General features: G+C 58.4%; 9 protein-coding genes. 3 read left to right on the top strand and 6 right to left on the bottom strand.

Going from position 1 to position 11,957, the window contains the following annotated elements; genetic code table 11:
- Nucleotides 1-67: 67 nt before the first annotated feature.
- A complete protein-coding gene (greA, locus tag HQN82_RS16525; protein WP_153775883.1) occupies nucleotides 68-550 on the top strand; it encodes a transcription elongation factor GreA in 483 nt (160 codons plus the stop codon).
- A gap of 29 nt (nucleotides 551-579) precedes the next feature.
- Here the strand turns inward: greA and HQN82_RS16520 are convergent, their stop codons facing one another.
- Together HQN82_RS16520 and HQN82_RS16515 are read right to left on the bottom strand one after the other, a co-directional pair.
- The gene (locus HQN82_RS16520) at nucleotides 580-1,965 is read right to left on the bottom strand and encodes an O-antigen ligase family protein (protein WP_173615272.1); all 1,386 of its coding nucleotides are present in this window, start codon (nucleotides 1,963-1,965) and stop codon (nucleotides 580-582) included.
- A 126-nt stretch (nucleotides 1,966-2,091) separates the two neighbouring features.
- A complete protein-coding gene (locus tag HQN82_RS16515; protein ID WP_173615993.1) occupies nucleotides 2,092-3,429 on the bottom strand; it encodes an SGNH/GDSL hydrolase family protein in 1,338 nt (445 codons plus the stop codon).
- 416 nt (nucleotides 3,430-3,845) lie between these two features.
- Between HQN82_RS16515 and HQN82_RS16510 the strand changes: the two genes are divergently transcribed.
- Together HQN82_RS16510 and HQN82_RS16505 are read left to right on the top strand one after the other, a co-directional pair.
- Nucleotides 3,846-4,994, top strand: coding sequence for a glycosyltransferase family 4 protein (locus HQN82_RS16510; protein ID WP_173615271.1), 1,149 nt, complete (start codon nucleotides 3,846-3,848; stop codon nucleotides 4,992-4,994).
- Nucleotides 4,995-5,049: 55 nt separating this feature from the next.
- Entirely contained in the window at nucleotides 5,050-6,144 is a 1,095-nt protein-coding gene (locus tag HQN82_RS16505) for a glycosyltransferase family 4 protein (protein WP_173615270.1), read from the top strand.
- Here the strand turns inward: HQN82_RS16505 and HQN82_RS16500 are convergent, their stop codons facing one another.
- The 4 genes from HQN82_RS16500 to HQN82_RS16485 form a co-directional block, all read right to left on the bottom strand.
- Nucleotides 6,145-7,350, bottom strand: coding sequence for a glycosyltransferase family 4 protein (locus tag HQN82_RS16500; protein WP_173615269.1), 1,206 nt, complete (start codon nucleotides 7,348-7,350; stop codon nucleotides 6,145-6,147).
- A gap of 2 nt (nucleotides 7,351-7,352) precedes the next feature.
- Nucleotides 7,353-8,882, bottom strand: coding sequence for an O-antigen ligase family protein (locus tag HQN82_RS16495; protein ID WP_173615268.1), 1,530 nt, complete (start codon nucleotides 8,880-8,882; stop codon nucleotides 7,353-7,355).
- A 73-nt stretch (nucleotides 8,883-8,955) separates the two neighbouring features.
- Nucleotides 8,956-9,633: a hypothetical protein gene (locus tag HQN82_RS16490; RefSeq protein WP_173615267.1), complete on the bottom strand. Its 678-nt coding sequence runs from the start codon at nucleotides 9,631-9,633 to the stop codon at nucleotides 8,956-8,958.
- Nucleotides 9,626-11,884 carry a polysaccharide biosynthesis tyrosine autokinase gene (locus HQN82_RS16485; RefSeq protein ID WP_173615266.1) on the bottom strand — a complete coding sequence of 753 codons (2,259 nt, stop codon included), beginning with the start codon at nucleotides 11,882-11,884 and terminating at the stop codon, nucleotides 9,626-9,628. Before HQN82_RS16485 ends, HQN82_RS16490 begins: the two co-directional genes overlap by 8 nt.
- Nucleotides 11,885-11,957: the final 73 nt, after the last annotated feature.

Here is an 11,957-nt window from a genome sequence, read left to right as displayed (position 1 = left end):
CGGCAGTGGCAAAATCGCTCCGGATTGGGGGTTGTTGTCAGCATTCCGTCGCAATGGAGTTGCAGGATTGAGTGTAGCCTTTACCAAGGAAGACAGTGCGGAGACCGCAGCCGAAACGGTTCTGCCGGATCGGGTGATTTCACCTCATCCCAATCTGGTGACCAAGACAGGGCTGAAAGCTCTGGAAGGGCAGTTACAATTGGCCCGTGAAGCCTGTGAAGCCGCTGGCGCGATCGAGGATGTAAATGAAAGGCGGCGCGCTTCCGCCGGCCCATTGCGAGACATGCGTTATTTTGCGGAGCGAGTCCGTACGGCTCAGGTGATGCCAGATCCGCCCACAAATGCCGTTGTGGCATTCGGCAATCTGGTAACCTTCCGCCGCGACGATGGCCGCACGCAGCGGTTGCGGATCGTTGGCGAGGATGAGGCCAATCCCGCCACGGGCTCGATGTCCTATGTTTCTCCTGTGGCGCGGGCCTTGATGGGACGAGCGGTCGGAGACTTTGTCGGACTGGCTGACAGGGAGATTGAAATTGTCGACATTTCGTGACCGGCTCCTTGGCATTGGCACCAACATTATCACCGGGAAAATGGCACTGCCGAGCTGCCTCCACCGCTGGCCATTGCCGTCAGCCGCATCATGGCGTTCTTCAGGAAAAACCTGAAATCGAGGTCGATAGAGGCGTACGCCAGTGCTAGTCCCACATGCGCCATGAAGACGGGATTAAAATTCAGTTCTTCAAATTGGTAACCGATAATGACCGCTATCGCGGAATAGGCGAAAAAACCGACTTTGCGTTTCCTAAGGATCGTATAGACGAGTGCGAAGGCAGCTAGAAGGCAAAACGGGATGCCGGAGGCGTAGGCAGTAGCCAGAAAGCCGTTATGCGGCGTGCCGATACCCGCGACCTGCGTAAGCTCCTGAATTCGTGCCGTGAAACCGACGCCGAAAGGGTGATCGAGCATCACTTGGAAGCCGCCTGCGATGGTTGTCCATCGTTCCTGCACGTTGTCGGTACTGTGGCTGTCCTCCACAAAGCGTTTCGAGAACGCCTGTTCTGCGAAATCGAGAATTCCGAAGGGCAAAACGGCAGCGATGACGAGCGCAGATAGAGCGAAACCGAAATAGGTGCTGAACAGCATTCGTATCGAAAAATTTCTAAAGTAAAAATAGAGTCCGATCGCGATTACGGCAAATAGGCCCGATCGATTGAGCGTCAGCGTGAAGCTGGCCAAATATACCAGTATAAATATAGCAAAGAGCATTGGGCGCTTGTAGCGCTCCGCAAGATGAGCGGCTGCCGCACCGGCTAGAGCGAAAGCCGGCCCGGCCGTATTGCCCACCGGCCATATTCCCCCCGCCTTCTCCAAACGTAATAATAGCGGGCTTATTTCACCTCGAGCCGCGGACTCCAGCACCGACGCCTCATCGAACATGAAGGATAGGCCAAGCGAGGCGAGCCTGTCATGAATGACGACATCCAGGAACAACAGGATAGTCACCGCGATGAAACCGATGAACATGCCCCAAGAGAATAATTCGAGAAGGTTCTCCTTGAAAAGCATATAGGCGAAAAAGAGGAAATAAATCGCGTAAAAATATGTCAACGCTGTCGTATAAAATTCGCCTTCGCCACGATCATCCGCGAAGAAAGTAGAAAGTAGAAAAAAAACGGTCAGCGGAACGAGATAGAGAAGAATGATTGAGGGGGTGAGGCAGCGAATATAGAGAATGGCGATAACAGGAAGCGTTACCAACACCAGCATGTCGCTAATGTTCAGGAAGCGCAGTCCGATATTGCTCGTCACGATGTTGCATTGAATAAAAAAGCCAATGGAAAAAACGAAGATCGCTAGGATCACGCCAGGCACACCGATGATTTTGGAAGGATAAAACGGCATCGCCACGACGAAACCTGGTATCGATGATCGATAAGCAGCCCCGTTATTTGCATGACTTGTCATTCGCGGCCTTTATTCTTCGCTGCAGACAATGAAATTGTCCTGAGGTTGTTGGGCGCCGCGACCATGTGGTGAGGCGTTGGATAGTGATCCTGATGACGTCGGCGTGCAAGTCCTTTCCTTTATTCTTCAGCCGGTGAGATTACCTTTCGGCAAATCTCCTTCCACCGCAATTATCCTTTGAAGGTAAAGCGGTGCATTGGACGTCGGGACACTATAGCCAAAGGCCGGAAGGATTCGCAGATAAAGACTGTATTCGTTTGGATCGACATCGGCATCCACCGTAATTCCGTTAGCTGTGGCCCACATCCATCCGCTATCGTCCAGAATGCCCGAGCCTCCAAATTGCAAGGCGGCGCAAATAATTGTCCTGAGGTCGCCGCCACTTTTTGCAACCAACTCCACGAACGGGCTGCGTTGTCCTGCGCTGTTCTTATAGAGCACCGCAAAGGAGAGAGTCTTGCCGATCATCGCGGCCGCTTCTTCGTTGCGGAAATAATGGAAAAGCCCGCTGAACTCGCTGCCATTCGCTCGCAACGCGAGGCTATAGGCGAACGAGGGGGAGAAGGTGACCTCCGTGCTTTTGGTGGCGGAGGCTGACTCTGCAAGGGACCAGCCTGAAGGAGCGGGCCCGGACCATTCGGTGAAATCGCCGTTGGCGATCAGGTTGGTGGCGGATAGTTTTGGCCAGCATGGAGTTTCGAAGCCGCTATTCGGCGCTGACGCCAGATAGGCGGCGAACAAGGTTCTGGCGATGAGCGCCGAACCTGTGCTGCTGGGATGAATATTGTCGTTGTAAAGCGTGGCGTCCTTGCCGTTTGCGATAAATGCCGCATGGGTGTCCACCAGCGTCAGGTTCGGGTGCGCCCGGGCGACGTCCAGTATGGTGTGATAGACCTTGTCGTAGCCCGTTCCATCCTTCCAGGGGTTTTGGGTGGTGATGAGCTGTGCAGCGCCCGGCCAATGCCATTCGGTCATGCCCAGCGGCCCAAGCAGGGCAGCCCTTCCGGGGCTTCGGATGCCGCCCGGCGTTTCGAAGCTCTGCATATTATATCCGTGATGCACGATGCAAAGGTCGGGGCGTGGAATTTGCAGCGCCGCGATGCGCTGTTCGGCAAGCATGTAGCCCGGCCTGCCAACCGGCAGCGTGGCAAGATAGACAGTCAGCGTCGCGCCCGTGCCGGCGCGCAGTATAACTGGTTCGGCATAGGCCTTGGGACCGGTCGCGGCATGGGTCTGCCATTCCGCCCAGTGGTAAAGCACGACCTTGATATCATGCAGGCCGCCAAGCATGATGGCGAATTGCTGGAATGGCCCGTCGTCCGCGTGGGCGGTGCTGTCGCCATTCACAAAGATCGTGGCGTTCTTGCCCGCAACAAGACGGGCCCGCAGGGGGGAGAACGCATCGACTGATCCCGCCATCGCCGTGCGGTTTTGTTGGGAAATGCCGAGCGATACGCCGATCATACCGGCACCTCTTCCGTTCCGGTCATATATATGCATATCTTGTCTTCGAGCAGCATCATTTCGGTCTCCTTGTCTGCCCCTTGAGAATAACCTCGCGGTGAGGCCCGGGGAAAACACAGGGAGCCGGACGCTGAATCGCAATAAAACTGCACGTCACGAATTTTCTTCGATTTCAACTAAATCATATAAATAAAATAGATTTTTTATTTTATCTGGGTCGGATTTGTGATCCGCACGAAGGTTTGAATGTCACTTTTTTTCCGCGCGATCAAGTATTGTTATTTCTCAATTGCTGTCTCCGCCGAATATCCCGCCGCCACTGACGGAGGGGGCGGTCGTTCTGACCCCGACCCCGGTGATGCCCGCAAGACGGAGTGGTGCTATCCCTGGTGTCTGCATGCCGTGGAGCTCAAGGCATGACATCGGCGCTTTTCGTCAGCCACACGGGGGAAAAGGGCGGTGCCGAACTTTTTCTGGCGGATATCGTCAAGGCCGGGCCGCGCTCCTGGCGAGCCTGCTTCCTCAGTGGCGGTGGGGCAGCAGACGATCTGGCGGAATGCGGCAGGCCGCCTCTTCTGCTGTCTGCGGGAGAAAAAATGCTGTCGATCCGGCGGGATTCGTCGTTCGGTGCGATGCTGCGAGGGGCCGTCGATGTTTTGGCCGTTGCCTGGCAGCTCAGCCGTCAGGCAAAAAACCATGACGTGATCTGCGCCAATTCGCAAAAGGCGCTTTTTGTCTGCGCGTTGGCGGCGAAGCTCAGTCGTCGGCCGTTGATCTGGATCCTGCATGATATCGTCACCGATCCCGCCTTCAGCGCTGCAAACCGCCGCGCTTCGCTGACATTCTCGCGTCTTTTCGCAAGGCTGGTTGCCGTCAATTCGCAAGAGACGGGCAGGGCTTTTGTGAAGGCGGGAGGCGAGGAGGACAAGGTCCGCATCGTCTATAACGGTTTCGACCCAGCCAAAGCGTCGGTTTATGACCCCGCAAGGGCTCAGCAATTGCGCAGGGAGCTCGGCCTTGGCCCACAGCCACTGATCGGATTGTTCGGCCGGTTGAGCGAATGGAAGGGGCAGCATGTTTTCCTGGAGGCGATTGCTGCAATGGAGGGGGTCCAGGCCGTGATCGTCGGCAGCGCTCTTTTCGGGCAGGAGGCTTACGAAGCCCGCATCCGCACGCTGGCATCCAGTCTCGGTCTTGATTCCCGTGTCCGATTTCTCGGTTTTCGCCCGGATGTAACGGAGTTGATGGCGGCGATGGACGCGGTTGCCCATACCTCAGTTGTTGCCGAACCGTTTGGTCGTGTGGTGGTGGAGGCCATGATGTGCGGAAGACCGGTTGTCGCCACTCGCGGCGGTGGGGTCACCGAGATCATCCGTGATGGTGAAACCGGCTTGCTTGTGCCGCCTGCGGATGCGCCGGCACTGGCCGCGGCGCTGGGCCGCATCCTGGCGGACCCGACGTTGGCTGAAAAACTGGCGAAGAAGGGGCGGGAAGATGTGATGCGGCGTTTTTCGCTCGAGGAAACCTGCAGGACGATCTCCGCGCTTTTGTCTGAAGTAGCGTGACGTTGCGGTCTGCCACTGCTCACAGGCGGCAATCCCAAACGGGTGGAAGGTTGGAATGCGCATTCTCGTGAACATGCCGAGCCAGTATGGCGGGAAAGCTTCCGGCGTTGCCCGCGTAACCTTCAGCCTGCTGGAGCGGCTTCTGGAGCAGACTGATGATGATTATATACTGCGCTCGCCCTGGACGCGGGTGCAATTGCCCGCGGAATTACGTGACAGCCGCCTGCGGCTGATAGAGACGGCTCGGCCGCACATCATGGTGCTTGACGTGCTGCGGCAGGCCATAACGCTGCCGGTGCTTTGCCGCCGGGAAGGCATTGACGTGCTTTTTAATGCCGATCCTTTTGGCAGCCCGCTGGGCGGCAGGCGTCGGATCACCCTTGTTCACGATCTCTATTTCAAGACCATACCTGAGCAGATCGGCTGGCGGGCGGCCTTGACCACCGATTTCATTTTTCGCCTCATACTGGCCGGTTCGCACCGGATCGCCTGTGTATCCGACGCGACGCGAATGGATCTTGCGCGTTTTTATCCCGGGGCTGCCCGCAAGAGCGTGACCATTCATTCCGACAGCACGTTGAAGCTGGATGCAGGGGCCACGGCCGCGCCGCCGCCGATTGCGGGGCGTTATATACTGGCGGTTGGAAACGCGACCTCGAACAAGAATTTTGCCCTCCTGGGCAAGGCTTTTGCGCGATTGGGCCCGACGATGCCGGACCTGCGTATTGTCCATGTGGGCCGCGACGAGGCGGAAGAAATCGCCAACACGCTTGACGATCTGGGATTGAAGGCCCGGCTTATCCGGCTTTCAGGCATAGATGACCGGGAACTGGCGGAACTTTATCGTCATGCAGCCTGCCTTTGCGTGCCTTCCACTTATGAGGGCTTCTGCCTGCCGGTGCTGGAGGCGCAGCAACTGGGATGCCCGGTCGTCTGCTCCAATCGTTCTGCGACACCAGAAATTGCCGGTATGGGCGCGCTGACCTTCGATCCCTCGGACACCGATAGTCTCGTCGCAACTCTGGAGCGGCTCATTCGCGAGCCGGCGCTTGCGGAGACGCTGCGCCAGGCGGGTTACGAAAACCGCAGCCTTTATTCCTGGGAAAAGGCGGCGGAGACATATGCGCAGCTTTTCCACGAGACGGCCTGACTATGCCGTGATCGGCCGCCGCAGATCAGCATAAAGTTTTTCATACGCGGAAATCACCCGTTCCGGCGCGACGCCTTGAGAAATCCGCTCTCTGGTTTGCGGCAACTCTGTGAGAACGGCAGGATTTTTCATGGCCTCGATCATACGGGCGGCAAGTTCGTTGGCATTACCTGGCGCAAAAAGGCGGTCCGGCCTGCCGCGGCCAATCTGTTCGGCAACTCCGGCGAGATTGGCTCCAATGACAGGGACGCCGCGCAAAATGGCCTCCGCTACCGTTCTGCCGAAAGCCTCCGGCCACAAAGGCGGCACGACGAGGCAATCTATGCCAGCAAAAAAACTGTCGGCCTCGACATATCCGGGAAAGTCGACGGGCAGGCCTGATGCCTTTCGCTTATAGGTTTCGATGCCGCCGGGCGCTCGACCGGCCATGGTCATTCGCCAACCTTGCGGGGGCAGGAGCCGCATGGCCCCGATAAGGAGATCGGCGCCCTTGGGTTCTTCGATACGTCCGAGATAACCGAAAACCAGCGGTTCTCCTGCAACACGGGCCTTGCGGGGGTTCAACGATTCTGGTTGTGCGATGGCGTTCCAGATTATCGCGCGGCGATTTTCAGGAACGTGCGTGAAAAAACCGGCCTCCAGATGGCGTTTCAGAATGTCGCTGCCAACGCCGGTGACAGCATCCACCGCGCCTTGGCAGCGCCGGTGCAGACAGGAGAAGGCCCGGCATTTTTTGCTCCTGCCATCGCAGATATGCCCTTCGTGAAACAGGGAGCCATTGGTGCACATGCTGGTGAAATCATGCAGGGAGTGCACAAGCGGAATACCGCGTCTGCCAATCATCGGCCAGATCAGCGGCGTCAGTTCCGAGAGGGAATGGGTATTGACCACATCCGGGCGAAAATCCTCAATGACGCGCGCCAGCCGCTGCACCAGCCGGGGATCGATCTGGACGGCGACCTTGTAATATTTGCGTTTCCATTCTGATTGCCGCTCCCAATCCCCAATGAAAAAGGGCGTGGTATGTCCAAGCCGATGAATGGCGAAACCGTCTCGCAATTCTGCGGTCTGGCGCTCCCGGGAAATGGCGGCAACCTCGATTGTATGTCCTTTCCCAGCCAAACCCCGGGCAAGGTCTTCGACGAATATCTCCGCGCCTCCTACGCGGTCGGGAGAAAACAGTGATGTCACCTGCAAGATACGCATGTTTAAGTTCCTGTGCCGGCGGCCGAGACGGAGGAAGCGGCATTGGCCGAAGTTTGTCTGCGCCGATCTGCTCCTGGTGGGTGCAGGCAAAGGGTGACGATGGGTGCGAGGAAAACGGCGTAAGCCATGGCGAAGCCCGGCACTTGCAGTGAAAAATCGAGGGACGAGTGCAGCGCCACCAGCAGCAGCCCGGCGAGGCCGAGATGCGAGGCATAACGATAAGTTTTGCGCCTGCGGGCCCCGCGAATGAAAATAAGCAACTGGCCGAACAGGAAAAATGCCGCATAAAACGGGAAAGCGGCTCCGAGGGTCAGCAAGCCCTCGGCATACACATTATGGGCATGGGTGACGACGGCATCGACGCCGCATTGCGCGGAATGATAGGGAGCGTAGGTTTCTGAAAAGCTGGCCAGCCCCGCGCCCAGGGGCCAGTTATCCGTTATCGCGCGTGCAATACCGGGCATATAGCAGAAGCGCATGTCGTCTTCGAGACGTGTTTCCATACGCAGCGCTACACGATTTGCAAAAAGGGCGAAGAGGCCGATGGCGATGGCGAGCAGGATTGCTGCGCGTCGTCTGGAGCCGCGTCTTCTGCGCCGTGAGGGCGCGACATTCCGGCCGGGCCCGGGTGAGTTGAAAACGATGAGAGGGATGAGCAAAAGCAGCGCCGCGAAACTGGACATGATGCCCGCGCGTGATCCCGTCAGCATCAGGGCGATGAAACAGAACCCGGTCAGAAGGCCGATGAAGGCGGCGTGGCGGATGAGGCGTTTTTGATCGCCCGGCACCGTCAGGCGGTTTGCCACAAGCGCTCTCACCCTTCCCCAATCCGGAGCCGCCAGCTTGTTACTCAGCAGCACCACAAGCGTGAGCAGGATAAGCCCGAAGAAAGTCGCTGCCGTATTGCGGTTGACGAAGAGCCCCGTCAGGCTGCTGAGATAAAAACGCTTTTGAATAAGGCCGAGCATATCGGGAAACAGGAGAAATTGCAGGATCGCGCCCAGCGACAGCCAGCCGCCGGCGATTGCGAACCATCGCAGTGCTTTTGCTGCACGCTCGTCCGTATTAAAGATCACGAGCCCGGTCATGAAGGCGCCAAAGGGCAAGGCGGCGCTCAGCAGGCCCAGCCAGTCATCTGCCGGCGTGAGCGAGATCGTGGCTGCGGGCGCCACCTGCGTAAACATCGCGGCGGCGGACCAGGCGGGGTTGGACGGCAGTACGCCCTGCCTGGCGGATGTCTGAAGCAAGACCTGAAGCATCAGTGCGCCGAGCAGAAGACAGGCCGCTGCCAGGGCCTTCCCTATGGCGGGCTGGGGCGGGCCGAAGAGAGGCAGGGCGGCAAGGAGCAGCAGATAGGCGGCGAATGTGATGACGATCCGGCTTTCGATGTCGGTTGCGCCGCGATTGAGCAAGGCAAGCAGGAATATGGTCCAGAAAGCGATCGTGACGATTGCCTGGGCGCGATGCAGAACAAATGCCGGCCGGGGCGGCGAGGATGACAGCAATTCCGGTGGAGCGTCGAGGATCTGCATGATGTTCGGCTTTTGAGATCTGCTTGTTGTGGTGACGATGAACTAAAGAAAGTACTTGGCGCTTCCGTGTATCTCAGGGCCGTGGTTTGGCGCTTTGCATGCCGGTCTGAAGCTCCTGGGAGCAGACATGCCGCAACGACCATCGCAATATTTCGCCCTGCCTGCCGCAGACAATCGCGGTATCGGCTTCACGGGCCGCCTCAGCCTGCGGTAGGGCGCTTTTGGTAAATTGTTGCCAGATGACGAAGCGCCCGCGGATCAGATTGGCATCGGCGGGGCCATAAAGCTGGGAGAAATTCGTCAGCACGGCGATTTCCATGGCAGATGCGTTGCGCAACGAGCGAACCATGGCGAGGCGCAGCCAGACATCGCCATTGGCGGGAAGACACGACAGGGCGTGGCGCATATAGGTTTCGGCAAAACCGAGGCGCATGGCATCCGCTTCTGGCGATGCATCCCCGGCATGGGCGTCGATATCGGCAAGCACGAGCCGCATCCCGGCCTTGATGATATCCGAACGGCAGATTTTTTCGGCAATGACGGGCTGCAGACCCTCGACGGTTTTCGTCAGCAGATCGGGAGAGAGACCATTGTCCTCGTCGGCAATGCGCGCCAAAGCGATGATATCGGAAAACCGTCGTGTTTCGGAAAAAGCCTGGGCCGCGAGCAACAACACAAATAGCGAAACGATCAATACCGGCGTGACCGTCAGGACCCTGCGCAGGCTCGGCACGCCAGCGGTCCTAGTCATGATAATATCGCGTGTAGCGGGAATGATAATATTCGCTTGAACCGTAAGCCCGGTAAAGCTTGAGCTTCTCCGTGTCGACCTTGTTGAGAATGACGCCCAGACATTTCTTGCGGATTTGAACTTCGTTTTCGATGGTGTTGCGAACCGCCCGCCGTGCGGTTTTGCCCCATTCCGTGATGAAAACGAAGCCGTCGATCCGGCCGGCCATCGCCCGCGCATCAACAACGGGGCCAAGTGGCGGCAGGTCGACGATGATGTAATCGAAGGCACCGCTTGCCTCGGCCAGCAGGCGGTGCATCTGCGCGGAAGTCAGGAGTTCCGAGGAGTGCGGGACACGCTGCTTGACGACCGTGGGCAGGAAAGCAAGCCGAGTCTTTTCATCATGCACAAGCGCCTCGCGGATGGAGCGACCTTCCAGCAGCACTTCAAGCAGGCCTGCTGTCGCGTGGCGGGCAAGGGCGCGGGTGGCGCCCGGGTTGCGAATATCCGCATCGAGCAGCAGCACCCTTGCGCCCTGTGCGGCCAGAAGCTGCGCGAGATTGATGGAAATTGTCGATTTTCCCTCACTCGGCAGGGCGGAGACGACGCCGACGACCCTGGCGCCGTTTTTTGCCGCTATGCCGAGATCGATCGCCAGCCGCGTGCTGCGCAGTGTTTCGGCGAAGGAGGAGAGCGGGTGGTCTACGGCATAACGGGCAACGCCGGAGGGGCGCGTGACGGTTGGGCCGCCATCTTGCCCTCTCGGTTCCGTGTCTGCGGCCAGCTTGTTCGGCACAAGCGGTGTATTGCCCAGAAATTCCAGGCCAAGCACGTCGCGGACCTGCTCCCCCGTGCGAAAAAAGCGATCGCGGAATTCGCGGAACATGGCGACGCCGCCCCCCGCGGCCGCGCCCATGATCATGAACAGCGCCAGAATGAGCGCCTTGTTCGGCTTGCTCGGCGTTCTCGGCGGTACGGCCTTGGAGATCACGCGCGCTTCCGTCACCGGGAAGGACTGCTGCTGCATGGCCTCCTGATAACGCTGCAGGAATGTCTGATACATGTTCTTGTAGGTTTCCGCCTCGCGCTGCAGTTCGCGAAGCTGAACCTGCGTCTCGCCGGCGGAGTTGCTGATATTGGTGGCCTTGGCGACGGTTTCGGCCAGGGATTTCTCCCTTGCTTCGGAAACTTCCAGATCGCTCTTATAACTTTGCGCGATACGGCTGATTTCCTGGAACATCAGCCTGCGATATTCCTGCATCTCGTTGCGCAGACGCACCGCCTGCACATGGTTGGCGCCCAGCCGACCGGTGATCTCGGCTTCGATCTTCGAGGATTCGAGATATTTCTTCCGCAGGTCATTTGCGACCGAACTGTCGAGAATATCCGTCACGACCGCATCGACATCGTCGGTAGCGAGGATGTGTTCGATACGTTGCACTCTTGCCCGCGCCCTGGCGGTTTCCGATTGCGCCAGGATAAGCGCGCTGTTCGACTCCGCCAGCTGCTGGTCGGAAAGCAGCCCGTTATTGCCGGTCGAGATCAGGTTATGCTCAGCACGGAATTTCTGGACGGCGAGGTCGGTGTCGAGCGCCCTCTGGCGCAGTTCGGCAATGCGATCGGACAGCCAGTCGCTCGCCCGCCTCGTTGCCTCATATTTGGAATTCAGCTTGTCCACCAGATAGGCTGCGGCGACCGCGTTGACGATCTGCGCTGCAAGGACCGGCGACGTCGAATTATAGGTGAGTTCCAGCGCATAGGTCCGGCCGATACGCTTGACGCTGAGACCCTGCAGCAACCGGTCCGAAAGACCCCTTTTCAGGGTTCCGTCATCCACTACCGCCTCTTTTGTCGCCGGCGCGAACCATTGCGATACGTTGACAAGTGAGCGGATGGTGCCCAGCACGGAGCTTAGGAACGAGGCGCGTGTCGCCCTGAATTCCTGGTTTTCCGTCAGGTTGAGGCTGTCGACCACGGCGAGGCCGATGGTTTCCGATTGCAGCACCTCGACCTGGCTGAGAATGGACGCCTCGTCCTCGATCACGCCCCCGATCGTCGAAAGCTGTTCGACAACCTGGCTGTTGTTGCGGTCTATCAAAAGGGTTGCAGTAGCCGAATAGATCGGAACGGCTGTGGCTGCGAAAGCAAGGCCGATTGCCCCGGCAACCGCGACGGCCGCCAGCACGATGCGCCACTGACGGCGAACCGTCGCAAGTGCGGCATCTATATCGATAAAGTCAGCCGTAAAGCCGTTTTTATCGAAATCGGCCATTGTCAGTGGATCGTGCCTTTGCAACAACTGTCAGCCTCGCTTTTTAGGCAGGCACAGGGCCTGCCAAAGTCCC

It is taken from the genome of Agrobacterium pusense (assembly GCF_013285525.1).
Lineage (GTDB): Bacteria > Pseudomonadota > Alphaproteobacteria > Rhizobiales > Rhizobiaceae > Agrobacterium > Agrobacterium pusense.
The sequence above is the reverse complement of the archived record's forward strand: the minus strand, read 5'-3'. Positions and strand labels throughout refer to the sequence as shown.

What these genes read in the sequence shown, in the direction of transcription:
- HQN82_RS16520 (WP_173615272.1), bottom strand. Translation starts at nt 1,965, where the DNA reads ATGACAAGTCATGCAAATAACGGGGCTGCTTATCGATCATCGATACCA.
- HQN82_RS16515 (WP_173615993.1), bottom strand. Translation starts at nt 3,429, where the DNA reads ATGATCGGCGTATCGCTCGGCATTTCCCAACAAAACCGCACGGCGATG.
- HQN82_RS16510 (WP_173615271.1), top strand. Translation starts at nt 3,846, where the DNA reads ATGACATCGGCGCTTTTCGTCAGCCACACGGGGGAAAAGGGCGGTGCC.
- HQN82_RS16505 (WP_173615270.1), top strand. Translation starts at nt 5,050, where the DNA reads ATGCGCATTCTCGTGAACATGCCGAGCCAGTATGGCGGGAAAGCTTCC.
- HQN82_RS16500 (WP_173615269.1), bottom strand. Translation starts at nt 7,350, where the DNA reads ATGCGTATCTTGCAGGTGACATCACTGTTTTCTCCCGACCGCGTAGGA.
- HQN82_RS16495 (WP_173615268.1), bottom strand. Translation starts at nt 8,882, where the DNA reads ATGCAGATCCTCGACGCTCCACCGGAATTGCTGTCATCCTCGCCGCCC.
- HQN82_RS16490 (WP_173615267.1), bottom strand. Translation starts at nt 9,633, where the DNA reads ATGACTAGGACCGCTGGCGTGCCGAGCCTGCGCAGGGTCCTGACGGTC.
- HQN82_RS16485 (WP_173615266.1), bottom strand. Translation starts at nt 11,884, where the DNA reads ATGGCCGATTTCGATAAAAACGGCTTTACGGCTGACTTTATCGATATA.